The sequence below is a fragment of the Streptomyces sp. NPDC006925 genome, assembly GCF_042869575.1.
Taxonomy (GTDB): Bacteria; Actinomycetota; Actinomycetes; order Streptomycetales; family Streptomycetaceae; genus Streptomyces.
This window is the reverse complement of record NZ_JBIAGB010000001.1, coordinates 470,964-492,505: the sequence shown is the minus strand read 5'-3', so window position 1 is coordinate 492,505 and position 21,542 is coordinate 470,964. Positions and strand designations below refer to the sequence as shown.

At 74.2% G+C, this 21,542-nt stretch carries 24 protein-coding genes; 8 read left to right on the top strand and 16 right to left on the bottom strand.

Annotated features, from left to right (window positions below):
• Positions 1 to 2: 2 nt before the first annotated feature.
• Positions 3 to 932 (top strand): RNA polymerase sigma-70 factor, encoded by a 930-nt coding sequence (locus ACFYNS_RS02290; protein WP_388600176.1) that lies wholly within the window; start codon positions 3 to 5, stop codon positions 930 to 932.
• On the opposite strand, the gene ACFYNS_RS02285 is transcribed toward ACFYNS_RS02290, so the two are convergent.
• A complete protein-coding gene (locus ACFYNS_RS02285) occupies positions 910 to 1,683 on the bottom strand; it encodes an SDR family oxidoreductase (protein WP_388600173.1) in 774 nt (257 codons plus the stop codon). The genes ACFYNS_RS02290 and ACFYNS_RS02285 overlap by 23 nt on opposite strands.
• A gap of 216 nt (positions 1,684 to 1,899) precedes the next feature.
• Here ACFYNS_RS02285 and ACFYNS_RS02280 point away from each other — a divergent pair, with 216 nt between their 5' ends.
• A complete protein-coding gene (locus ACFYNS_RS02280) occupies positions 1,900 to 2,646 on the top strand; it encodes a GntR family transcriptional regulator (RefSeq protein WP_360296740.1) in 747 nt (248 codons plus the stop codon).
• A 46-nt stretch (positions 2,647 to 2,692) separates the two neighbouring features.
• On the opposite strand, the gene ACFYNS_RS02275 is transcribed toward ACFYNS_RS02280, so the two are convergent.
• Positions 2,693 to 3,865 (bottom strand): ROK family protein, encoded by a 1,173-nt coding sequence (locus ACFYNS_RS02275; RefSeq protein WP_360296737.1) that lies wholly within the window; start codon positions 3,863 to 3,865, stop codon positions 2,693 to 2,695.
• A gap of 188 nt (positions 3,866 to 4,053) precedes the next feature.
• Between ACFYNS_RS02275 and ACFYNS_RS02270 the strand changes: the two genes are divergently transcribed.
• Complete coding sequence (locus ACFYNS_RS02270) at positions 4,054 to 4,464, top strand: hypothetical protein (protein WP_360296734.1); 411 nt, start codon at positions 4,054 to 4,056, stop codon at positions 4,462 to 4,464.
• On the opposite strand, the gene mug is transcribed toward ACFYNS_RS02270, so the two are convergent.
• The 6 genes from mug to ACFYNS_RS02240 form a co-directional block, all read right to left on the bottom strand.
• The gene (mug, locus tag ACFYNS_RS02265; RefSeq protein WP_360296731.1) at positions 4,450 to 4,950 is read right to left on the bottom strand and encodes a G/U mismatch-specific DNA glycosylase; all 501 of its coding nucleotides are present in this window, start codon (positions 4,948 to 4,950) and stop codon (positions 4,450 to 4,452) included. The genes ACFYNS_RS02270 and mug overlap by 15 nt on opposite strands.
• Positions 4,951 to 4,997: 47 nt before the next feature.
• Positions 4,998 to 6,428: an adenylosuccinate lyase gene (purB, locus tag ACFYNS_RS02260; RefSeq protein ID WP_388600169.1), complete on the bottom strand. Its 1,431-nt coding sequence runs from the start codon at positions 6,426 to 6,428 to the stop codon at positions 4,998 to 5,000.
• 11 nt (positions 6,429 to 6,439) lie between these two features.
• Complete coding sequence (locus ACFYNS_RS02255) at positions 6,440 to 7,312, bottom strand: SGNH/GDSL hydrolase family protein (protein WP_360296725.1); 873 nt, start codon at positions 7,310 to 7,312, stop codon at positions 6,440 to 6,442.
• A 91-nt stretch (positions 7,313 to 7,403) separates the two neighbouring features.
• On the bottom strand, positions 7,404 to 8,414 hold the full coding sequence (locus ACFYNS_RS02250; RefSeq protein WP_360296722.1) for a hemolysin family protein: 1,011 nt from the start codon (positions 8,412 to 8,414) through the stop codon (positions 7,404 to 7,406).
• Positions 8,411 to 9,772, bottom strand: coding sequence for a hemolysin family protein (locus ACFYNS_RS02245; RefSeq protein ID WP_360296719.1), 1,362 nt, complete (start codon positions 9,770 to 9,772; stop codon positions 8,411 to 8,413). Before ACFYNS_RS02245 ends, ACFYNS_RS02250 begins: the two co-directional genes overlap by 4 nt.
• Before the next feature lie 207 nt (positions 9,773 to 9,979).
• Positions 9,980 to 10,405, bottom strand: coding sequence for a GNAT family N-acetyltransferase (locus ACFYNS_RS02240; protein WP_360296716.1), 426 nt, complete (start codon positions 10,403 to 10,405; stop codon positions 9,980 to 9,982).
• 239 nt (positions 10,406 to 10,644) lie between these two features.
• Here ACFYNS_RS02240 and ACFYNS_RS02235 point away from each other — a divergent pair, with 239 nt between their 5' ends.
• Both ACFYNS_RS02235 and ACFYNS_RS02230 read left to right on the top strand, forming a co-directional pair.
• Positions 10,645 to 10,908, top strand: coding sequence for a toxin-antitoxin system HicB family antitoxin (locus ACFYNS_RS02235; protein ID WP_360296713.1), 264 nt, complete (start codon positions 10,645 to 10,647; stop codon positions 10,906 to 10,908).
• Positions 10,905 to 11,276, top strand: coding sequence for a fic family toxin-antitoxin system, toxin component (locus tag ACFYNS_RS02230; protein ID WP_360296710.1), 372 nt, complete (start codon positions 10,905 to 10,907; stop codon positions 11,274 to 11,276). Before ACFYNS_RS02235 ends, ACFYNS_RS02230 begins: the two co-directional genes overlap by 4 nt.
• Before the next feature lie 17 nt (positions 11,277 to 11,293).
• On the opposite strand, the gene bioD is transcribed toward ACFYNS_RS02230, so the two are convergent.
• From bioD to bioB, 3 genes are read right to left on the bottom strand one after another with little or no spacing between them, the layout of a single operon-like run.
• Positions 11,294 to 12,046, bottom strand: coding sequence for a dethiobiotin synthase (gene bioD / locus ACFYNS_RS02225; RefSeq protein WP_360296707.1), 753 nt, complete (start codon positions 12,044 to 12,046; stop codon positions 11,294 to 11,296).
• Position 12,047: 1 nt separating this feature from the next.
• Positions 12,048 to 13,382, bottom strand: a complete 1,335-nt coding sequence (locus ACFYNS_RS02220; RefSeq protein WP_388600164.1) for an adenosylmethionine--8-amino-7-oxononanoate transaminase — start codon at positions 13,380 to 13,382, stop codon at positions 12,048 to 12,050.
• On the bottom strand, positions 13,375 to 14,463 hold the full coding sequence (gene bioB, locus ACFYNS_RS02215) for a biotin synthase BioB (RefSeq protein WP_360296702.1): 1,089 nt from the start codon (positions 14,461 to 14,463) through the stop codon (positions 13,375 to 13,377). The genes ACFYNS_RS02220 and bioB overlap by 8 nt, the downstream gene beginning before the upstream one ends.
• A 204-nt stretch (positions 14,464 to 14,667) precedes the next feature.
• Between bioB and ACFYNS_RS02210 the strand changes: the two genes are divergently transcribed.
• Together ACFYNS_RS02210 and ACFYNS_RS02205 are read left to right on the top strand one after the other, a co-directional pair.
• On the top strand, positions 14,668 to 15,837 hold the full coding sequence (locus tag ACFYNS_RS02210) for an 8-amino-7-oxononanoate synthase (RefSeq protein WP_388600161.1): 1,170 nt from the start codon (positions 14,668 to 14,670) through the stop codon (positions 15,835 to 15,837).
• 303 nt (positions 15,838 to 16,140) lie between these two features.
• Positions 16,141 to 16,572 (top strand): ATP-binding protein, encoded by a 432-nt coding sequence (locus tag ACFYNS_RS02205; RefSeq protein WP_360296696.1) that lies wholly within the window; start codon positions 16,141 to 16,143, stop codon positions 16,570 to 16,572.
• A 42-nt stretch (positions 16,573 to 16,614) separates the two neighbouring features.
• Here ACFYNS_RS02205 and ACFYNS_RS02200 read toward each other — a convergent pair whose 3' ends face one another.
• The 4 genes from ACFYNS_RS02200 to ACFYNS_RS02185 all read right to left on the bottom strand — a co-directional run bounded on the left by ACFYNS_RS02200 (position 16,615) and on the right by ACFYNS_RS02185 (position 19,529).
• Positions 16,615 to 17,295, bottom strand: a complete 681-nt coding sequence (locus ACFYNS_RS02200) for a GNAT family N-acetyltransferase (RefSeq protein WP_360296693.1) — start codon at positions 17,293 to 17,295, stop codon at positions 16,615 to 16,617.
• Positions 17,296 to 17,330: 35 nt separating this feature from the next.
• Positions 17,331 to 18,299, bottom strand: a complete 969-nt coding sequence (locus tag ACFYNS_RS02195) for an EamA family transporter (RefSeq protein ID WP_360296690.1) — start codon at positions 18,297 to 18,299, stop codon at positions 17,331 to 17,333.
• Between the two features lie 249 nt (positions 18,300 to 18,548).
• Positions 18,549 to 18,878, bottom strand: coding sequence for a hypothetical protein (locus ACFYNS_RS02190; protein WP_360296687.1), 330 nt, complete (start codon positions 18,876 to 18,878; stop codon positions 18,549 to 18,551).
• 6 nt (positions 18,879 to 18,884) lie between these two features.
• Complete coding sequence (locus tag ACFYNS_RS02185; RefSeq protein WP_360296758.1) at positions 18,885 to 19,529, bottom strand: ATP-dependent Clp protease proteolytic subunit; 645 nt, start codon at positions 19,527 to 19,529, stop codon at positions 18,885 to 18,887.
• Positions 19,530 to 19,756: 227 nt separating this feature from the next.
• Here ACFYNS_RS02185 and ACFYNS_RS02180 point away from each other — a divergent pair, with 227 nt between their 5' ends.
• Entirely contained in the window at positions 19,757 to 20,071 is a 315-nt protein-coding gene (locus ACFYNS_RS02180) for a type II toxin-antitoxin system Phd/YefM family antitoxin (RefSeq protein WP_388600159.1), read from the top strand.
• A gap of 76 nt (positions 20,072 to 20,147) precedes the next feature.
• On the opposite strand, the gene ACFYNS_RS02175 is transcribed toward ACFYNS_RS02180, so the two are convergent.
• Positions 20,148 to 21,122 carry a M28 family metallopeptidase gene (locus tag ACFYNS_RS02175; protein ID WP_360303471.1) on the bottom strand — a complete coding sequence of 325 codons (975 nt, stop codon included), beginning with the start codon at positions 21,120 to 21,122 and terminating at the stop codon, positions 20,148 to 20,150.
• Positions 21,123 to 21,542 lie beyond the last annotated feature (420 nt).

Sequence of the window (21,542 nt, the reverse complement as noted above, 5' to 3'; positions counted from 1 at the left end):
CGGTGACCGCTGATGCGACCGAGGTCTTCGAGGAACACCGCCCGGTGCTCGACGGCGTGGCCTACCGGATGCTGGGCCGGGTGGCCGATGCCGAGGACGTGGTGCAGGAGGCGTGGCTGCGGTGGGCGGCGGCCGACCGCGCGCAGGTGCGCGAGCCGCGCGGGTACCTCGTGCGCGTCACCACACGGCTGGCCATCGACCGGCTCCGCCAGGTGCAGTCCCGGCGCGAGGCGTACGTCGGCTCCTGGCTGCCCGAGCCGGTGCTCACCGGCCCGGGCCCGGCGGCGCAGGGCCCGGACGGCGCCGAGCGCGCGATGCTGGCCGAGTCGGTCTCGCTGGCGGTGCTGGTGGTGCTGGAGTCGCTCTCGCCGCTGGAGCGCGCGGTGTTCGTCCTGCGTGAGGCGTTCGGTTTCCCGTACACGGAGATCGCCGGGACGCTGGAGCGGAGTGAGTCAGCCGTGCGTCAGCTCGCCGGGCGGGCCCGGCGGCATGTGGCCGAGCGCAAGCCGCGCTTCGAGGTCGACCCCGCGCTGCGCCGGGAGCTGACCGAGCGGTTCCTGAGAGCCGCGGCGGAGGGCGATGTGCGGGGACTGGTCTCGGTGCTGGCGCCCGACGCGCGGCTCGTCGCCGACAGCGGAGGGGCGGCCAAGGCGCCGCGCCGGGTCGTGGTCGGTGCCGACCGGATCAGCAGGTTCCTGGCCGCCGTCGCCCCGGAGGGGATGCGGGATACGGCCTTCGAGGTCCGCTTCCTGGAGCTCAACGGGGGTCCGGCCGTGCTGCTGACGGTCGCCGGACGGCCGGACACGGTCTTCTCCCTGGAGGTGGCCGACGGACTGGTGCGGACGGTCCATCTGCTCCGCAATCCGGCCAAGCTCGCTCACCTGGCGGGGGCGGGGCAGGAGCCCGGCCTCACAGGCCGCCTGCTGCTCTGAGGACCGCCCCCGAGACGTAGGACGCCTCGTCGGAGAGCAGCCAGGCGACGGCGTCGGCGATCTCCTCCGGTTCCCCGGGGCGCCGGGCCGGGGTGATCTCGGCCTTCTTCCACGCCCGGTCCGGGTCGCCCATCCGCGCGTGCATCTCGGTGAGGACCGATCCCGGCTGCACGCAGTTGACCCGTACGTCCTCGCCGGTGAACTCCTTCGCCAGGCCCACGGTCATGGCGTCGACGGCGGCCTTCGACGCCGCGTAGTGCACGTACTCGCCGGGGGAGCCGAGAGTGGCGGCGCTTGAGGAGATGTTCACGATTCCGCCGCCCTGCCCGCCGTGGGCCGTGGACATCTCCCGCAGGGCGCGCCGCGCGCACAGCAGTGCTCCCGTCACGTTGACGTCCACGACCCGCCGCATGACCTCGGGCGAGGTCTCGGTGAACCTGCCGAGCGGTCCGGAGACACCGGCGTTGTTGACCAGTCCGGTCAGGGGGCCGAGGGCGTCCCGCACGGTGTCGAACAGGTGGTCCACCGCGTCCGGGTCGCCGGTGTCGGCCCGGACGGTGACGGCTTCGCGTCCGGCGGCCCGGACGGCCTCCGCGGTACGTGCTGCCGCTTCCTCGTCGGCCACGTAGTTGACGCCGATGTGGTGGCCGTCCCGCGCGAGCCGCAGCGCCGTGGCGGCGCCGATGCCGCGTCCGGCACCGGTGACGACGGTGACACGTCGCAGCGAGGCGGGGGTGCGGGGGCGCGGCATGGGTCCTCCGGGCGTCGGCGGCCGACAGTGATCGATGATCGATCATCGCAGTCGACGGGTCGGGCGGCAAGGGGCCGCCCCCGGGGCATTGGTCTTGACCAAGGGTGGGGGGCGTCCTAAGGTCGGGAGGCATACGCAAGGACCTTTAAAAAACAAGGACGCATAAACACCGGCCGCACACCGTCCGTCGGGTGTACGGGGATTGCGGAGGCAAGGGTGGGGACCACGCAGTTGGAGACGGTGCCGGAGCCGAAGTACTGGCAGCTGAGGACGGTGCTCTCCGAGGCACTCGACTCGGAGTTCGCGGTCGGCGAGATCCTGCCGAACGAGCGCGAACTGGCCGCCCGCTTCGGAGTCGCCCGCGCGACGCTCCGCCAGGCCCTGGAGCAGCTCGAACTGGAAGGGCGCCTGCAGCGCCGCCGCGGCGTCGGCACCACGGTCGCACCGCCCCGGATGGGGGTCGACGTCGGCTCCGAGTCCGGCCCGCACACCTGGCCGGGCGCCCCGGGCGACGCCTGGCACGCCGAGGAGTACATCGAGGGCCCGGCCCCCGCCGCGGTGGCCCGCACTCTCGGTGTGGCGGCCGACGCACCCGTGCACGCGGTGCTCCGCAGCCGGACGACCGGCGGCCAGCAGGTCGCCTCCGAAGTGCTCTACGTCCCCACCACCTCGGTTCCCCCCGTGCCCGCGGGCGAGGGATCCGAGGCGGCGCGCGCCCGCACGGTGCTGCGCGAGCTGCACCGGCTCCCCTTCGGAGGGCAGGACCGCACGGTCGAGTTGGGCTCCGCACGGGCCGAGGACGCCCGCCGCCTCGACCGGCTGCCCGGCGCGCCCGTGCTGGTCGTCACGACGCGCTATCTGTCCGACGGCCGCACCGCAGCCGTCTCCGTCGCGACCTACCGGGCCGACACCTGCCGGCTCTCCTTCAGCGACACCGACCCGGTCCCGGTCCTGGCGAGCTGACCCGGGCACCCGGACCGCCGGAGCGAAGCGAGCGCGGGTGCGGCACTCAACCGGCGGTCCCGGAGCCCTCCACGGTGAACAGCTCGCTCTCGGTGCGGTCCAGGGCCACCCGCAGGGCCCCCGTCGCCACCGCCGTGTCCCCCAGCCGGGAGAGCGCCACCCGCGGCGGGCGCAGGCAGTAGCGCTCCAACTCGGCGCGCAGCGGGTCCAGTACGCCGTCCAGTCCGGAGGCCCAGCCGCCGACCACCAGCAGCTCCGGGTCCAGCGCCAGCACCAGGGCCGCCACGTCGTGCACCAGCCGGGCGAGGAAGCGGTCCATGGCCCTGCGCGCCCGGCCGTCCCCGACCCGGGCCTCCGCGAACACCCGGGCCACGGCCGCCTCGTCGAGCGGGTGCAGCGGCTCGTCGGTCGTGGACAGCAGCCGCTCGGGTGTGACCTCCCGGCCCAGCAGGTGCAGCGCCCCGATCTCCCCGGCCGCACCGCCGAAGCCCCGGTGCAGCCGCCCCCCGATCAGCGAGCCGGCACCGGGGCTCAGCCCGGCCAGCACCATCACCACGTCGTCCACGCCGCGCGCCGCACCCTTCCAGTGCTCGGCCAGCACCGCGGCGTTCGCGTCGTTCTCCACCAGCACCGGGCAGCGGAACGAGCGGCGCAGCCGCTCGCCCAGCGCGAGCCCCGTCCAGCCGGGCAGTGCCGTGCCCAGCCGCACCGTGCCGTCCGCCTCCACGATGCCCGGAGTGCCCACGCCGACCGCGCGCAGCGCGTCCCGGGCGGTGCCGGTCCGCCGCAGCAGCTCGGCGACGGTGCCCCGGATCCGCTCCAGCCGCGCCTCGGCCTCCGCCGTCTCGTCCACCTCGCGGGTCAGGGAGCCGGTGAGCCGGCCGGTCAGATCCGAGAGGACGGCAGCCACCCGGTGCGGCCCGATCTCCAGGCCCAGCAGCTGCCCCGCCTCCGCGCGGAACCGGAAGCTCCGCGCCGGTCGCCCCCGGCGCGCCGTGCCGCCCGGTCGCGCCGACGCGTCCGCGGCCTCGGCGGCCAGCCCCGCCTCGATCAGATCCTCGATCACGCCCTCGACCGTGGGCCGGGACAACTCGGTGGCCTGCACCAGTTCGGTGAGGGTCAGCGCCGCCGGAGCCGTCGTCCCGCGCAGCGCCCGCAGCACCACCGTGGAGTTGATCCGCCGCAGCAGGGAGGGGTCCCGTCCGGTCAGCTTGCTCACGCTCCGCCTCCCTGCCTGTGCGTGTGGTGCGGATCGTAACCGGTGCGGGGAAGCACGGCGAGCGGCGGCCGCACCGCGCCGAGCGGGGGCCGCTCCGAGGGGCGATTCCCCTGTGCCGCGACCCCGCGGCGGCCCGCGGCGGCCGGGCCGCCCAACCGGCTGTCAGTGCCGGAAGGTTGACTGCTCCTATGCACCTCGCGCACCACCTTGCCGCCCTCGGCCGGCTGCAGGCCGAACCCGCCGCCCGGACCGCCGTGTTACGTACCGCGGATCCGGACTCCGACGGCGACCCGGTCGAACTCCTGGAGGCCGAGCAGGAGGTCCGCGCCGACCACGAAGCACTGATCGTCCTGCTGTCCCGCCAGTGGGGCGAGCCGGAGACGGTCGACCTCGGCCCCCACCTGCTGGCCGCCGCGCAGGGCGCCGCACTGCCCGAGCCGGAGCGGACGGTGTGCTGGCGGGTGGCCGAGCTGGCCGTGTGGACGGTGGGGGACCGCTGGGTGGGCGTCGGGCTGGCCCGGCGCGGCGAGGACCTCCCGCTGCAGCTCCTGGCGGCCGCGGGGGAGCGGGGCAGGAGCGCACCGTCAGTCCTCGGCTGACGCCGCCCGCAGCTCGCCGAACTTCTCGGCCAGCGCGGACGGCGTGTAGTGCGCGTTGAGCCCGCTGGGATTGGGCAGCAGCCACACCGGCACGCCGCCCACCAGCCGCTCCTGCGGTCCCACCGCAGCGCCCGGGGCGTCGAAGGCCGCGCGGTAGGCGGTCACGCCCAGCACCGCGAGCCATTTCGGCCGCAGCCGTGCCGCCTTCGCCTCCAGCAGCCGCCCGCCCTCGGTGAACTCCGCGCGGGTCAGCTCGTCGGCGCGTGCCGTGGCACGGGCCACGACGTTGGTGATGCCCAGCCCGTGGGCGAGCAGCTCCCGCTCCTCCTCGGGGAGCAGCCGCCGCGGGGTGAACCCGGAGGCGTGCAGCGCGGGCCAGAACCGGTTGCCGGGGCGGGCGAAGTGGTGGCCGGTGGCGGCGGAGAGCAACCCGGGGTTGATACCGCAGAACAGCACCCGCAGCCCCTCGGCCGCCACGTCCGGCACCAGCTTGCCGCGGGCCGCCTCCAGCTGCCGGGCGGTGAACCGCGGAGTCAGAGGATCGCTCCGGGCCGGTAGCCGGCGGCCTCGGGGTGCAGCGCGGCGACCTCCTGCATGCGGCTGACGATCTCCGCGGTCTGCGCGGCCGCGGCGCCGGTGAACGACAGCCGGTCCGCCATCAGTTCGTCCAGCGCGGTGCGGTCGAGCGGGATGCGGGAGTCCGCCGCGAGCCTGTCCAGCAGCTCGTTGTGCTCCGCCCCCTCGCGCATCGCCAGGGCCGCGGCCACCGCGTGCTCCTTGATCGCCTCGTGCGCGACCTCCCGGCCGACCCCGGCCCGCACGGCGCCCATCAGGACCTTCGTCGTCGCCAGGAACGGCAGGTAGCGGTCCAGCTCCCGGGCCACCACGGCGGGGAAGACGCCGAACTCGTCCAGCACCGTCAGGAACGTCTCCAGCATCCCGTCGAACGCGAAGAAGGCGTCGGGCAGCGCGACCCGGCGCACCACCGAGCAGGACACGTCGCCCTCGTTCCACTGGTCCCCGGCCAGCTCGCCCGCCATGGAGGCGTAGCCGCGCAGGGTCACCATGAGGCCGTTGACGCGCTCGCAGGAGCGGGTGTTCATCTTGTGCGGCATGGCCGAGGAGCCGACCTGCCCCTCCTTGAACCCCTCGGTCACCAGCTCCTGGCCGGCCATCAGCCGGATCGTCCTGGCCAGCGACGAGGGGGAACCGGCCAGTTGTACCAGCGTGCCGACCACCTCGTGGTCCAGCGAGCGGGGGTAGACCTGTCCGACGGAGGTGAACACCCGGCCGAAGCCGAGGTGCTCGGCGATCCTGCGCTCCAGGTCGGTCAGCTTCTGCTCGTCCCCGCCGAGCAGGTCCAGCATGTCCTGCGCGGTGCCGACCGGCCCCTTGATGCCGCGCAGGGGATAGCGGCGCAGCAGCTCCTCCACCCGTTCGAAGGCGACCAGCAGCTCGTCGGCCCCGGTCGCGAACCGCTTGCCGAGAGTGGTGGCCTGTGCCGCGACGTTGTGCGAGCGGCCCGCCATCACCAGCGCCGCGTGCTCGCCCGCCAGCGCGCCCAGCCGCTGCAGCAGGGCCACGGTACGGTCGCGGGCCAGCTCCAGGGAGAGCCGGATCTGGAGCTGCTCGACGTTCTCCGTCAGGTCCCGCGAGGTCATGCCCTTGTGCACGTGCTCGTGCCCGGCCAGCGCGTTGAACTCCTCGATGCGCGCCTTCACGTCGTGCCGGGTGACCTTCTCGCGCTCCGCGATCGAGGCGAGGTCCACGTTCTCGACCACCCGCTCGTAGTCGGCCAGCGCCTCCTCGGGCACGGCGATGCCCAGGTCCCGCTGCGCCTTGAGCACGGCGAGCCACAGCCGCCGCTCCAGCACGATCTTCGACTCGGGGGACCAGATGCGGACCAGTTCGGGGGAGGCGTAGCGGGACGCCAGGACGTTCGGGATGCGCGGCTTGTCACTCACGCCGCCCGAGTCTACGGGGCCGCGTGGTCCCCGGCGCTCCGGGGCGGCGGGAGGGCGGCCCCGGAGCCGGCGGTGTCGTCGCAGGCCAGTGGGGTCAGCTCCGGGCGCTTGGGGGCGCGGCCGTCGCCCGAGGAGCGGCCGGTCAGCCGCCGCCCGATCCAGGGCAGCAGGTGGACCCTGGCGAAGCGCGCGTCCGCGGCGCGGCGTGCGGTCCACGACGGTGCGGCGGCGGGCGGCAGCGGAGTGTTCCAGTCGCTTCCGGGCGGCAGTCCGAGCCGCTGCCAGACCGCTTCGGCCACCCTGCTGTGCCCCTCCGCCGTCAGATGCAGCCGGTCGTCGGCCCACATGCGGGGGTCGCCCAGCGCCTCCGAGGAGAACAGGTCGACCACCAGTGCGCCGTGCCGGTCCGCCAGCTCGTCGATGAAGCCGAAGAGCTGCTCCATCCGGGCCCGGTAGCGCTCCAGCACCGGTCCGCGGCGCCCCGGACTGCGCATCAGCACCAGCGTCCCGCAGGCGGGCGCCAGGGTGGCGACGGACTCCTCCAGCAGCGCGCACACCCGCGCGGTGTCGCAGCCCGGCCGCAGTACGTCGTTGAGACCGCCCACCAGGGTCACCAGGTCGGCTTCCATCGCCGCGGCGGGGGCGACCTGGTCGGCGGTGATCTGCCCGATCAGCTTGCCGCGCACCGCGAGGTTGGCGTAGCGGAACTCCGGCTCCCGGGCCGCGAGGCGGGCCGCGAGCAGGTCGGCCCAGCCGCGGTAGCCGCCACCCGGCAGCAGGTCCGACATCCCCTCGGTGAACGAGTCGCCCAGGGCGACGAACGAGCGGAAGGCGGCCGGCGGGCGGGCGGGTTCCGCGGGCGAGGCGGGAGCGGCACTGGTCACGGTCGCCCATGGTAGCCCGTTGCCCCGAGCAACGACCTTGCGGTGTCCCCGGGGCAACGGGCCGACGGGCCTACGAGTCGGCGGGCTGCTGCTACGCCTGACCGACCAGTTCGCGCAGCACGTCCTCCATGGTCACCACACCCGTCGCCCGCCCGTCCGGGCCGGTGACCGCCGCCAGGTGGGTTCCGCTGGAGCGCATGGCCCCCAGCACATCGTCCAGCGGCAGCGAGGCCCGCACCCGGGCGATGGGACGCATCGCCGTCAGCGGGAACGCAGCCTCCCGGGGCGAGGCGTCCAGCGCGTCCTTGACGTGCAGATAACCCAGCACCCGCCCGTCGTCGTCCACCACCGGGAACCGGGAGAACCCGGACTCGGCCGACAGGTTCTCCAACCCTTCGGGGGTCACACCGCGGCCCGCCGTCACCACCTTGTGCAGCGGCTGCGCCACCTCGGCGATGGGCCGCCTGCCCAGTTCCAGTGCGTCGCGCAGCCGTTCGGTCGAGCGGTCGTCCAGCAGCCCGGCCTCACTGGAGTCGGCCACCATCTGGGCGAGGTCGTCGTCCGAGAACGCGGCCTCGACCTCGCTCTTCGGCTCGACCCGGATCAGCTTGAGCAGTGCGTTGGCGAACGAGTTCACCGCGAAGATCACCGGACGCAGCGCCCGCGACAGCGCCACCAGCGGCGGCCCCAGCAGCAGCGCCGTCCGCTCCGGCCCGGCCAGCGCGATGTTCTTGGGCACCATCTCGCCCAGCAGCATGTGCAGGTACGTCGCCAGCGACAGCGCGATCACGAACGAGACGCCGTGCGCGACGCCGTCCCCGACACCCACCGCGTGGAAGACCGGCTCCAGCAGGTGGGCGATGGCGGGCTCGGCGACCACACCGAGCACCAGGGTGCACAGCGTGATGCCCAGCTGCGCCGCGGCCAGCATCTGCGCCACGTGCTCCAGGCCCCACAGCACCTTGCGGGCCTTCTTGTCGCCCTCCTCGGCCAGCGGCTCGATCTGTGCGCGACGCACCGAGATCAGCGCGAACTCCGCGCCCACGAAGAACGCGTTGGCCACCAGCGTCAGCAGCCCGATCAGCAGTTGGAGCACCGTCATCGCTGCGCCTCCGCCCGGTCGCCGGTCTCGGACCCGGCCGGGTCCTCACCGGGCTTCGGCCCGTACAGCCGCACCTGCGCGGCGCGGCGGCCGCTGGCGTCCATGACCGTCAGCTCCCAGCCGCCGACCGACACGGCGTCCCCGGCGGCCGGGATGCGGCCCAGCTCGGTGGCGATCAGCCCGGCGAGCGTCTCGTAGGGGCCCTCCGGAGTGCGCAGCCCGATGGCCTGCAGCTGATCGGTGCGCGCGGCGCCGTCCGCGACGTAGACGGGCCGGCCCTCCGCGTCCTCCCCGGCGGGGGCCAGGTCGGGGGTCTCCAGCGGGTCGTGCTCGTCGCGCACCTCGCCCACGACCTCCTCGATGATGTCCTCCAGTGTGACGACGCCGGCCGTGCCGCCGTACTCGTCGATGACGACCGCGATGCTGCGGTCGCCGCCGGAGAGCTGGTCCAGCAGCCGGTCGACGGTCAGCGACTCGGGAACCAGCAGCGGCTCCCGCATCAGATCGGTCACCGGCCGCAGCCGCCGCTCGGCGGCGGGTACCGCCAGCACGTCCTTGATCCGGACGATGCCGACGACGGTGTCCAGGTTCCCCCGGTAGACGGGGAAGCGGGAGAGCCCCGTGGCGCGGGTGGCGTTGGCGACGTCCTCCACGGTGGCCTGCACCTCGAGCGAGGTCACCTGCACGCGCGGCGTCATGACGTTCTCTGCGGTCAGCTCGGCCAGATGCAGGGTGCGCACGAACAGGTCGGCGGTGTCCTCCTCCAGTGCGCCCTCCTTGGCGGAGTGCCGTGCCAGTGCCACCAGCTCCTGCGGCGAACGGGCCGAGGCCAGTTCCTCGGTGGGCTCCAGGCCCATCCGCAGCAGCACCCGGTTGGCGGTGTTGTTCAGATGGCGGATCAGCGGGCGGAAGGCCGCCGAGAAGGCCCGCTGCGGTGTCGCCACCGCCCGGGCCACCGGGAGCGGCCGGGAGATCGCCCAGTTCTTGGGCACCAGCTCGCCGATCACCATCAGCACCACCGTGGAGAGCGCGGTACCGAGCACCAGGGCGACGGAGGAGGAGGCCGAGGACGGTACGCCGAGCGAGCGCAGCGGTCCGGCGATCAGCTTGGCCACGGACGGCTCGGCGAGCATGCCGACGACCAGATTGGTGACGGTGATGCCCAGCTGCGCCCCGGAGAGCTGGAAGGTGAGGGACCGTACGGCCGCCAGCGCGCTCCTGGCACCCCGGTCGCCGCGCTGTTCGGACCGCTCCAGCTCGCTGCGCTCGACGGTGGTCAGGGAGAACTCAGCGGCCACGAATCCGCCGCAGGCCAGGGACAGCAGCAGTGCCACGAGCAGCAGCAAAACTTCCGTCATCGACCGTTCACCTCCTTCCCATCGTGGGACAGCGGTGGCCGGTACGCGCGACGTCGGAGGCTGCTACTGGGAGGGTCGCCCATGGGCGGACGCTCACACCTTTCGGATCCGATGACTGTGCCGGGCCCGCGGGAGTGCGGGCCCGGCTTCGTGTACAGCGTAAACGGGCCGGCCGGTTCCCCGGTTCCCGCCCGCGGGCGCCGGCGGTCAGACGGCCAGCGGCTTGACCCAGCGGCTCCACTGCGGCTGCGGAGCGTAACCGGCGGCCTGCCAGACCCGGTGTGCCCGCTCGTTCGCGTCCAACACCATGGCGTCGCCGCGCCGCCCGCCGAGCGCCGCGAAGCGCTCCTCGGCGGCGGCCAGCAGGGCCCGGGAGACGCCCTGCCGCCGCCGCGCGGGCAGCACCGCGAGCCGGTAGAGGGAGCAGCGCCAGCCGTCCCACCCGGCGATCACCGTGCCGACCAGCCGTCCGTCCTGCTCCGCCAGCAGCAGGGCCTCCGGGTCCCGGGCGAGGAGCCGGGCCACCCCGTCCCGGTCGTCGCTGACGCTGGCGCCCTCCGCCGCCTCCTGCCAGAAGGCCAGCACCCGGTCGATGTCGGACGCGGCCGCCGCCCGTATCGCAAGTTCTGTCATGGCCCGCATCCCAGCACGGGCCGCTCCCGGCCGCCACGCCGTTTCGCCTGGTGGGCAGGCGGTCGGCGGCCGGTCGGCGGCGCCGGGTTCAGCTTCCGCCGAAGTGCTTCCACCACCGGAGCGAACGTGTCCATGAAGGGGCCCGGCACGGTGAGGCGGGCCCGGGGCCGGGGTTCCAGTACCCCGCGCCCGGGTCGTACGCCTGTTCACCGCTAGCGGAACGGTGCTAGCGTGGTGGTGTGGCGAAGACGCAACTGAACGTCCGGGTGGACGAGGGCACGGCGCAGGCCGCCAGGGAGCGGGCGCTGGCCCGCGGCGTGAGCGTGAACCGGTACATCGAGGAACTGGTCCAGCGGGACGCGGCCGAGGTGGGCCGCTCCTTCGTGGACGCGGCAGCCGACTTCATGAAGAGCTACGCGGCCGTCTTCGCCGAGGAACTCGACGCGGCCGGGGCCGGTGAGCGGGCCCCGGGGAGCGGGGCCGGAAGCCCGCCCGCGGCGTGAGCGTCCGCGTCGATCTCGCCTGGCTGCTGATCCTCGCCGAGCAGAAGACCCCGGGCGACCCCCGGGTCACCGACTACGGCGCGCTCGTCGCCGCCGTCAGCCGCCACGAGGCCGCCGTCTTCGGCCGCCCCGTCTACCCCGAACCGCACGACCGCGCCGCCGCGCTGCTGCAACTCCTGCTGCACGTACCGGCCCTGGAGCGCTCCAACGCCCTGTTCGCCTCCGCCGTGGCCTACGGCTACCTCGTCGCCTGCGGACTCAAGGTCGTCACCTCTCCCGAGCGGATACGCGACCTGGCCCGGCTCGTCAAGGACGGCACCGCCGACCTGGCCGCGATCTCCGCCGAGCTGCGCACCTGGACCCTGTGAGGGACCGGCGGCGGCGCTCAGCCCGGCGCCGCGGCATGGGCGTCACCCCCCAGTTCGGGCGCCAGCCAGCCCGGCGCCTGGGCACCGAACCGCCACGGCGGCAGCGAGCCCGCCCCCTCGGGGACGGCGCCCAGCAGCGGCAGCCCGGTGTACCGGGGCAGGTCGGTCAGGTTGCACCGCTCGGCGAGGCCCGGTGCCCCCGGCATGCTGCCGATCACCAGCCCCGCACACTCCACGCGGCGGGCCCGCAGCGCCTCCGCCGTCAGCGCCGCCGTGTTCAGCGTGCCCAGCCCCGCCTGGACGACCACCAGCACCGGCGCGGCCAGCAGCCGGGCGGCGTCGGCCAGCGTCGAGCCCGCGCCGTCGAACCGCACCAGCAGCCCGCCCGCGCCCTCGACCAGGACGAGGTCGTGCGAGGCGGCCAGCTTCCCGGCCGCCTCGGCGACGTCCCCGGCCGACACGTACGGCATCCCCGCCCGCCGGGCCGCCGTCTCCGGCGCCAACGGCTCCGGATAGCGGGCCAGTTCGGCGCCGCTCACCGCGCCGGGTGCCGATGCCACCCCCCCGGTCAGCCGCAGCACCTCCGCCACGTCGCCCGGTTCGCCGGCCGCCACGCCCGTCTGCGCCGGCTTGAGCACGGCCACCGAACGGCCGGCGCGCAGCGCGCACGCCGCCACCGCCGCGGTGGTCACCGTCTTCCCGATCTCCGTACCGGCTCCGGAGACGCACAGCACACCCCGTGCGACCGGCACGTCCGCTTCACCCCGCATCTCATCCCTCCCGGGCCGCCGCGCACATCGCGGCGGCGATCCGTGCCACGTCCTCGTCGCCGGTGATGTACGGCGGCATCGCGTAGACCATGTCGCGGAACGGCCGCAGCCACACCCCGGCACGCACCGCGGCCCGGCTCGCGGCTGCCACGTCCACCTCGTGGTCCAGGCGCAGCACCCCGATCGCGCCGAGCACGCTCACCTCCCGCACCCCGGGCAGCTCCGCGGCCTCCGCCAGCCCGGTGCGCAGCCCCTCGGACACCCGTTGCACCCGCGCCCGCCAGTCCTGGGACAGCAGCAGGTCCAGCGAGGCGCCCGCGACGGCGGACGCCAGCGGGTTGCCCATGAACGTCGGACCGTGCGCCAGCACCGGTACCGAGCCGCGCGCGATCCCCTCCGCCACGCGCGGCGTGCACAGCGTGGCCGCCATCGACAGGTATCCGCCCGTCAGCGCCTTGCCGAGACACATCACATCGGGGACCATCCCGGCGTGGTCGGCCGCGAACAGCTCCCCGGTGCGGCCGAAGCCGGTGGCGATCTCGTCCAGCACCAGCAGCACGCCGTGCGCGTCGCACGCCTCGCGCAGCGCCCGGACGTACCCGGGCGAGTGGAACCGCATCCCGCCGGCGCCCTGCACCACCGGTTCGACGACGACGGCGGCCAACTCGTGCGCGTGCCGCCCGATCTGCTCGTGCAGATGCGCCACGTAGGCCGGGTCGGGTTCCGCGGCGAAGCCGGCGGGCGGCGGGTCGGCGAACACCTGCACCGGCAGCGCGCCGGACCACAGGTGGTGCATCCCGCCCTCCGGGTCGCACACCGACATCGGCTGCCAGGTGTCCCCGTGGTAGCCGCCGCGCCAGGTCAGCAGCCGCCGCTTCTCCGGGCGCCCCAGCGAACGCCAGTGCTGCAGGCACATCTTGACGGCGACCTCGACCGCGACCGAACCGGAGTCCGACAGGAAGACGTGCTCCAGATCGCCGGGCGCCACCTCGGCCAGCCGCGCGGCCAGCCGCACCGCGGGCTCGTGGGTCAGCCCGCCGAACATCACATGGCTCATCCGGCCGAGCTGGTCGCTGACGGCCTCGTCGAGCACCGGGTGCCGGTAGCCGTGGACGGCCGACCACCAGGACGACATGCCGTCGATCAGCTCCCGCTGCCCGTGCGCGGGTGCGGCCAGCCGTAGCCGCACACCCGCGGCGGACTCCACCACCAGCGGGTCCGCGGTCCCGGGCATCGGCCCGTACGGGTGCCACACATGCTGCCGGTCCAGTGCGACCAGCTCCTCGATGGCGGCGCCCGGTCCGGCGGGCGCCGCCGGGGCGGTGCTCTCACGCATTGGGCGGCAGCTCCGTCCCCGTGCCCCGCAGCCGGACCGCGACCCGCTCGTGCGGGGCGGAGCCGGACTCCTCGCGCCGGTGCTCGGGCAGCGTGGTCGTCTCCGCGCCCTCCACCTCGAAGCCGGAGTCCGCGATCATCTCCAGATCGGCCTTGCCCGCCTGCCCCTCGCTGGTGAGGTAGTCGCCCAGGAAGAGGGAGTTGGCCAGGTGCAGCGCCAGCGGCTGCAGCGACCGCAGATGCACCTCGCGCCCGGCGGCCAGCCGCACCTCCACGTCCGGGCACACGAACCGCACCATCGCCAGGATGCGCAGCGCCCGCTGCGGAGTGAGGTTCCATTCCTCGGCCAGCGGCGTGCCCTCGAACGGCAGCAGGAAGTTGACCGGCACCGAGTCCGCGTCCAGCCCGCGCAGTGAGAAGGCCACCTCGACCAGGTCCTCGTCCGTCTCGCCCATGCCCGCGATCAGACCGGAGCAGGGCGAGAGCCCGGCACCCCGGGCCTGCTTGACGGTCTCCACCCGGTCCTCGTAGGTGTGCGTGGTGCAGATGTCCGCGTAGGTGGACTCCGAGGTGTTGAGGTTGTGGTTGTAGGCGTCGGCCCCCGCCTGGCGCAGCCGCTCCGCCTGGCCGTCGGAGAGCAGACCGAGGCAGGCGCACACCTCGACGCCCTCGTTCCGCTCCTTGATGGCCCCGATCGTCTTGGAGACCCGGTCGATGTCGCGGTCGGTGGGGCCGCGGCCGCTGGCCACCACGCAGACCCGCTTGGCGCCGCCCTGCACCCCGGCCTCGGCGGCCTCGGCGGCCTCCTCGGGCTTGAGCCAGGTGTACTTGAGGATCCCGGCCTCGGAGCCGAGCCGCTGGGAGCAGTAGGAGCAGTCCTCCGGGCACAGCCCCGACTTGAGGTTCACCAGGTAGTTGAGTTTCACCCGCTTCCCGAACCAGTGGCGGCGCACCTTACCGGCGGCTGCCACCACGTCGAGCAGGTCGTCATCGGTGGTCCGCAGTACCGCGAGTGCTTCGTCCCGGGTGGGCGTCTCGCCGCGGAGCCCCTTGTTCACCAGTGAGTTCAGCAGGTCGTCCATGGGCACGATCCTTGCCCATGCGCCCCTGCTCGGTAATGGAGGAAGCCTACAAGACCGCTTGAGCGAGGTGTGGATGTTGTCACACGTCGACCGGCGTTATGGCAGGTTAGGTTCTATTGACTGCCTACAAACATCCAGGCCGCGCAACCCGCCAGGCACTCCCGCCGCCCGGCGCGGCGGCGCGGGTGACCGAAGAGAGCTCCCATGTCCCAGGACCCCTTCGCGTGGACCGCCGAGGCACTCCGCAGGCGCCGCGCGGCGGGACTGCTGCGCACCCTTGCGCCCCGGCCCGCCGACTCTCCGCTGCTGGACCTCGCGGGCAACGACTACCTGGGCCTCTCCCGGCACCCGGACGTCGTCCATGCCGCGGCCGAGGCGGCGCGCCACTGGGGCGCCGGAGCGAGCGGCTCCCGCCTGGTGACCGGATCCACCGAACTGCACGCCCGGCTGGAGTCCGAGCTGGCGGACTTCTGCGGCTTCGAGGCCGCACTCGTCTTCTCCTCCGGGTACGCCGCGAACCTCGCCGCGGTCACCGCGCTCACCAACGCGCCGGACGGCGGCGGGCTGCTGGTCTCCGACGCCCACAACCACGCCTCGCTGATCGACGGCTGCCGCCTCTCCCGTGCCCGCACCGCCGTCGCCGCGCACGCCGATCCGGAAGCCGTGGCCAAGGAGTTGGCGGGGCATACCCGGCAGGCGGCGGAGGGACCCGCGCTGGTGGTCACCGACTCCGTCTTCTCCGTCGACGGTGACGCGGCACCGCTGACCGAGCTGGCCGGGGTGTGCTCGGCGGCCGGAGCCGGGCTGCTCGTCGACGACGCGCACGGTCTCGGCGTACTGGGCGACGGCGGCCGGGGCGCCGCTCGGGCGGCGGGGCTGGCCGGCACGCCCGGCACGGTCGCGACCGTCACCCTGTCCAAGTCGCTGGGCAGCCAGGGCGGTGCGGTCCTGGGCCCCGCGCACGTGATCGCGCACCTGGTGAACACCGCCCGGACCTTCATCTTCGACACCGGGCTGGCCCCCGCAGCGGCGGGCGGCGCGCTCGGCGCCCTGCGGCTGCTGCGCGCGGAGCCCGAACGCGCGGCCCGCACCCGGGCCGCCGCCGCCGAACTGCACGCCCGGCTGACCGACGCCGGACTGGAGGCCACCCGGCCGGACGCCGCCGTCGTCTCGGTACGCGCACCCTCGCCGCAGGCCGCGGTGGAGTGGGCGGCCGCCTGCCGCGCCGCGGGCATCCAGGTCGGCTGCTTCCGTCCCCCGTCCGTGCCCGACGGTATCTCGCGGCTGCGCCTGACCGCCCGCGGCGACCTGGCCGAGCAGGTGCTCGCCGACGCCGCCGACACGGTGATCGCCGCGGCGCCGCGTACCGGCTGAGCCCGGGGTTCCCCGGGCGCCTGCTGCGCCCGCGGTTCCCGCACGCCCACCCCGGGCCCACCCCGTGCGGGCACCGGGATACGCCCTCCGCGGGGCTCCCTTGGGCCGGGCGCGGCAGAGTTCACCGCTTCGGGCGACACAACTCCCGGCAAGCAGGGCGATCGGGCGCACGGCGCCCTACGGAGTGGCACGCTGTCGCGCAGCGGTTCCCGGGGCGCTCCGCGCGCTTCCCGGGCGGGCGCAGAACGAGCCCGCCGCCGCGCGACGGAGGAGCCAACGGCCCCGGAAAGGGACGGCCTCGCCATGGCGGACCACCAGGAAGCGACGATCACCCTGCCGAGTGCGCCGGCCTCCGTCACGGCCGCGCGCAGACATGTCACCGACGCGCTCCGCGCGTGGGGGCTGCCCGACGGCGCGAACGCCATGGACGTGCTCCGCCTGATCGTCTCCGAACTCGCCACCAACGCCGTCCAGCACACCTTCGGCAGATCGCCCACCTTCACCGTCGACCTGCGGCTGGAGGAGACCGAACGGCTGCGCCTGGGCGTCACCGACAGCCATCCGGGCAGGCCGCGGCGGCTCCCTGCTGCGGCACGGCAGGACCACGGGAGGGGACTGGTCATCATCCGTACGCTGACCGCCGAGTCCGGCGGCAGCGTGCGTGTCGCACCCGCGCCCGACGGCGGCAAGACCATCTGGGTCGAGATTCCCTGGCTGCCACTGCCGACGGGATGAGCCGCCGCGGGGCGGAATCGGCAGACGCGCCCGGCGGGTTCGTCACCCGGCGGTCCCGGCACCGTCGCCCGTCGGCCGGAGCAGCACCTCCGCACCGACCGGGACGAATCCCGCGGCGAGGAACGCCCGCAGGCTCGCCGCGTTCCCGGGCGCGACCTGCGCCCACAGTGCCTCGTCCGGCGGCACCAGGGCCCGGGCCGCGGCCGCCAGCGCACGACCGAGCCCGGCGCCACGCGCCGCGTCCTCGACCTGGACGGCCACTTCCCACCGCCCGGCCACGCCCGTTCCGGTCACCAGCGCGCCCCCGTCGGCCGTCGTCCAGGCACGGACGTGCGAACGGTGCGCCAGGGCGTCGGCGACCCGGGGATGCGCCGGATCCGGCGTCTCGACCGGGCTCCGTATCTCCCGCAGTTCCTCGCGCCGCGGTGCGGGGTCGGTGCCCGGCGGGAGGACGAGCAGCACGTCGATGCCGCCCGCCTCCCGGCCGGTCCTGCCGCACAGCGAGCTGAGGAACGGCAGTCCCATCGGTGCGCCGAGGTCACCGGGCGGCACCTGGCGCCGCACCCACTCCGGCGGCACGTCGGCGAAGACGACCGTGTGCCCGGTCAGTGCCAGTACTCCCGCGTCCCGGGGCGAGGGCTGCGGGAGCACGGTCAGTCCGCCGTCGGGCGGCGGGAATCCGCCCCGTGCGGCCGACTCGAGGATCTTCGCCAGCGCGTCCATCCACCGGAGCGTAGCGCCGCGTCAGCAGCGGGCGCTCAGCAGGCGGTGCATGCCCTCTCAGCCCGGGTCAGCAGCACCACCGCGGCCAGCAGTACCGAGGCGCCCAGGAGCATCGGCACGGTCAGCCGCTCCCCGAGCAGTCCCACCGCGAGGACGGTCGCGCTGAGGGGTTCGATCAGCATGACCACCGAGGCCGTGGCCGCCCGGACGACGGCCGCACCCGCGAAGTAGAGCGGGTAGGCCAGCGCCGTCGGCACCGCTCCCACGTACAGGAGCAGCAGCGCCACCCGGAGCGGTTCCCCGGTGTGCGGCAGCACTCCCTCCACGGCCGCGCACGGCAGCAGCGCCACCGCGCCGACGCCGAGCGACCACGCGGTGAGGGTGAAAGCGCTCTCCGGCAGACCGCTACTGCCCACCCACCGGGCCAGCAGCACCGAGACCGCGATGGAGACCGCGGAGAGCAGGGCGAGCGCGACACCGGCGGGCCGCACTTCGCCGCCGCCCCCGCCCAGTACGAGGACGGCGAGCCCGGCGGGTGCGGCCGCGACGGCGCACGTCCCGCCCCGGCCCAGCCGCTCCCGCAGCACGATCCGGGCGCCCAGTGTCACGAACACCGGTGCCGCGCCCAACGTCACGATCGTCGCTACGGCCACACCCGTGGCCGGTACGGCGGCGAAGTAGGCGGTCTGGAAGAGCGCCATGCACAGCCCGGTCGACAGCCGCAGCACGTACCGGGACCGGCCGCGCTCGGGCGTGTCACTGCTCGGACGGCTGGGACGGGCCGGCCGCCGCCGCAGCAGCGCCCGGCCCACGAGCAGCAGGGCCAGCCCGCCGACGTAGCGCCAGAAGGACATCGCCAGCGGCCCCAGGTCGCTGGAGGAGTGGAGGACATCGACTGCCGCGCCCGTGGTGCCCCAAGTGGCACCGGCGGCGGCGAGGAAGAGCAGGCCCTGCCCGACGGGCAGGCCGAAGGAGCCGGTGGAACCGGCGGAAGAAGTCGACACGACAGTGCTCCGCGTGAGGAGAGGTCGGTGGATGGACCCGTTCGCGGGCACCACCGACCCCGCGGCGGAGGTCGTCCGTCCGCCGCGGCAGTCGCATGTGGCCGCCCGCCCTACGCGGGGGGCGGGGAGACAGTCAGCAGAGCCGAGTTCATGATCGGGACCCTAGCCATCGGGGCCCCGGCCGTCATCCGGTTTTCGGTGCCGCCGGTGCCGCCGGTGCCGGACGCGGGTCCGCGGGCGCCGGGTGCCTCAGCCGCCGGGCTCGTCCGGCTCCGGCGCCGGGAGCAGAACCCGCTCCGCGCGCCGGTCGCCCTCCAGCACGCGCAGCGCCCGCTCCAGCGTCCCGGCGTGCAGCGTGCTCTCGCCGCGTTCGTGCATCAGCGCCAGCGCGTCCCGCAGTCGGACCGCCTTGCTGACCAGGCCCTGCGCGGCGCGCAGCGCTCCGTAGGTGTCGGTGGCGCGCGCCGGGTTGATCCGGCCGACCAGGTCGAGCGCCTCCAGATAGGCGTCCACCAGCTCACCCTCGGCGCGGGTCAGCGCGGGCAGCGGCGGCAGGCCCGGCGGCCATTCGCGGGGCACCCCGGCTCACCGCCGCACCGGGGAGAGGGCCGGCTTCCGGGTGGCGGTCAGCCGGTCGACGAGGCCGTAGTCGACGGCCTGCGTCGCCGTGAGGATCGTGTCGCGTTCGAGGTCCTGGCTGATGCGGTCGCGGGGCCGGCCGGTGTGGCGCGCGTACAGCTCCTCCAGCAGTTCGCGGGTGCGCGCCATCTCCCGTGCCTGGATCTCCAGGTCGTCGGCCTGCCCGCGCACGGGTTCGTGCAGCGACGGCTGGTGGATGAGGATGCGCGCGCCCGGCAGCGCGAGCCGCTTGCCGGGGGTTCCGGCCGCCAGCAGCACGGAGGCGGCCGAGGCCGCCTGCCCCATGCACACGGTCTCGATGTCGCAGCTGACGAACCGCATCGTGTCGTAGATCGCGGTCATCGCCGTGAACGAGCCGCCCGGTGAGTTGATGTACAGCGAGATGTCCTGGTCCGGCGCGGCGTGTTCGAGGTGGATGAACTGCGCCATCACGTCGTTGGCGGAGGTGTCGTCGATCGGGCTGCCCAGGAAGACGATCCGCTCCTGGAGCAGCTTCGCGTACGGGTCCATCGTCCGCGTCCCGCTGCTGGTGCGCTCGGTGAACTCCGGCAGGACGTACCGGGCTGTCGGTGCTGGTGGCTGGTTCCGCATGGCGTCGCTCTCCACTCTCACACGAGAAACGTACAGGTTGTACAGAACGTACGGTGAGCAGCGTGCCATGAACGGGCTCCAACGGCCCTCTGTCCAGGGCGCATTCCGCTGCGGGCGAAGCGCCCGGCCCGGTCCTCGGGGCCGGCCCGCCTGGCGGCGGATCGCCCCCGTGTTGCCGCGCATCCGCTCTGACCTGCGGTTCTGTGGGCGGCCCTAGAATGGCGGGCATGGCTTACGAGATTCCGGTGACGCAGGCGAGGGCCGAACTGGCGGAGCTGATCAATCGGGTCGTCTACGGCGAGGAGCGGGTGGTGGTCACCCGGCACGGGAAGCCGCTCGCGGCGCTGGTCTCGGCCGCGGACCTGGAGCGTCTGGAGGCCGCCGACCAGGATCAGCAGGCGCCGGAGGAGATCATCAGCACCGTCTCCGGGATCCGGGAGACGGGTGGGGCGGCGGTGCCCGGTGAGACGCGGCGGTTCGGCATCGCCGCGGAGCACCGCGGCCCGGCCGCCGGAGACCGGCGGCCGGGCCAGGGAAGGTGAGCCCGTACGGGCCGTGGGTCAGGAGCTGAACTCCCGGACCGCGTCGGCCGGGAGGTGAACTCCCGGACCGCGTGCGTCAGGAACTGAGCTCCCAGACCGCGTGGGCGATCGCGTCGCTGTGCAGGTCGAGTGCCTTCTCGTCGACGTTCGAGGTGTCGTCGCAGGCCGAGTGGTAGCACGGGTCGTACGGCTGACCCGCCGTGCCGCCCCACTTGTCCGCCTGCGCCTGGGTCTTGCGCTCGCCCGCGCCGGTGAAGGTGCCGCCGACGGTGACGCCCGCGCTCTTGAACGAGGCGTGGTCGCTGCGCCCGTTGGTCTCCTCGGACGCCTCCGTCTCGATGCCCTTCGAGCTGAACCAGTCGGCGAAGACCGACTCGACGCCGGCGTCGTCCTCGTAGACGAAGTGGCCCGCGTTGGGTGAGCCGATCATGTCGAAGTTCAGATAGGTGTCGATTTTGCCGAGTTCGCCCGCCGAGAGGCTGTCGACATAGTGGCCCGAGCCGACCAGCCCCCGTTCCTCCGCTCCCCACCAGGCGAACCGGAGGTGCTTGGCGGGCTTCAGGTCTGCGGCGGAGACGGCCAGCGCGGTCTCCAGTATCCCGGCGGAACCCGAACCGTTGTCGTTGATGCCGGGTCCGGAGCGGACCGAGTCCAGATGGGCGCCGGTCATCAGGGTCGACCCGGTGTCGCCCCCGGGCCAGTCGGCGATCAGGTTGTAGCCGGTCTCCCCGCCGCTGGTGAACTCCTGGACGGTGGTCTCGAATCCGGCGGCGTCCAGCTTCGTGCGTATGTGGTCCAGCGAGGCCCGGTAGCCGGGGCTGCCGTGCGCCCGGTTGCCGCCGTTGGCCTCGGCGACCGACTGCAGGTCCCGGAGGTCCTGCTGGACGGCGGCGACGTCGATGTCGGGCGCCTCGGCGGCCCGTGCTCCGGCGCCGTCGGGAGTGGCCAGTGCCGTCCCGTCGGCCGCGCCGAGCAGGGTGAGTGCCAGTGCGGCGCTCGCCGCGGCGGCGAGGGCGGCACGGTGCTGCGGTCTGCGGTGTCCGCGTATCACTGTGAGCTCCGATGTGTGGGGGTGTGGGGGACCGCCGAGTCGGCGGGGTATCGCCCGGAGCGGCGATACGAAGTGGTGCGATGTGACGTGGACATGAGACTCAGGGGGAGGCGTCGTCCCCGTCAAGAGCGCATATCGGACGAGGGGTTGCGGAAACCGGAGGGTGTAGGTCCGCCCCGTCCGCGGATCCGGCGTCCTGCTGCTGGGGTCATGGCAGGTGCAAGCGTCGACCGCGAGGCTCCTGCTCGGTTCGAGCGGGCCCTGCTCGGCCCTGCGCGGCCCTGCACGGCGCAGGTCGACGCGTCGGCCGAGTGTCCGGGGTGCGAGCACCGCCGGGGCGTTCCGCGGCCGGGAAGTTGACGGAGGTGAAGTGGGTTAACGCCGCCGAAACGGCGCTGCCGTAATCTCCGGGTCCGTCGG

Excerpts from the sequence above, each read along its gene's own strand:
- ACFYNS_RS02205 (WP_360296696.1), top strand. The coding sequence starts at position 16,141 with ATGGCGGACCACCAGGAAGCGACGATCACCCTGCCGAGTGCGCCGGCC.
- ACFYNS_RS02270 (WP_360296734.1), top strand. The coding sequence starts at position 4,054 with ATGCACCTCGCGCACCACCTTGCCGCCCTCGGCCGGCTGCAGGCCGAA.
- ACFYNS_RS02200 (WP_360296693.1), bottom strand. The coding sequence starts at position 17,295 with ATGGACGCGCTGGCGAAGATCCTCGAGTCGGCCGCACGGGGCGGATTC.
- ACFYNS_RS02210 (WP_388600161.1), top strand. The coding sequence starts at position 14,668 with ATGTCCCAGGACCCCTTCGCGTGGACCGCCGAGGCACTCCGCAGGCGC.
- bioD (WP_360296707.1), bottom strand. The coding sequence starts at position 12,046 with ATGCGGGGTGAAGCGGACGTGCCGGTCGCACGGGGTGTGCTGTGCGTC.
- ACFYNS_RS02245 (WP_360296719.1), bottom strand. The coding sequence starts at position 9,772 with ATGACGGAAGTTTTGCTGCTGCTCGTGGCACTGCTGCTGTCCCTGGCC.
- ACFYNS_RS02220 (WP_388600164.1), bottom strand. The coding sequence starts at position 13,382 with ATGCGTGAGAGCACCGCCCCGGCGGCGCCCGCCGGACCGGGCGCCGCC.
- ACFYNS_RS02180 (WP_388600159.1), top strand. The coding sequence starts at position 19,757 with ATGGCTTACGAGATTCCGGTGACGCAGGCGAGGGCCGAACTGGCGGAG.
- bioB (WP_360296702.1), bottom strand. The coding sequence starts at position 14,463 with ATGGACGACCTGCTGAACTCACTGGTGAACAAGGGGCTCCGCGGCGAG.
- ACFYNS_RS02250 (WP_360296722.1), bottom strand. The coding sequence starts at position 8,414 with ATGACGGTGCTCCAACTGCTGATCGGGCTGCTGACGCTGGTGGCCAAC.
- ACFYNS_RS02285 (WP_388600173.1), bottom strand. The coding sequence starts at position 1,683 with ATGCCGCGCCCCCGCACCCCCGCCTCGCTGCGACGTGTCACCGTCGTC.
- ACFYNS_RS02240 (WP_360296716.1), bottom strand. The coding sequence starts at position 10,405 with ATGACAGAACTTGCGATACGGGCGGCGGCCGCGTCCGACATCGACCGG.
- ACFYNS_RS02185 (WP_360296758.1), bottom strand. The coding sequence starts at position 19,529 with ATGCGGAACCAGCCACCAGCACCGACAGCCCGGTACGTCCTGCCGGAG.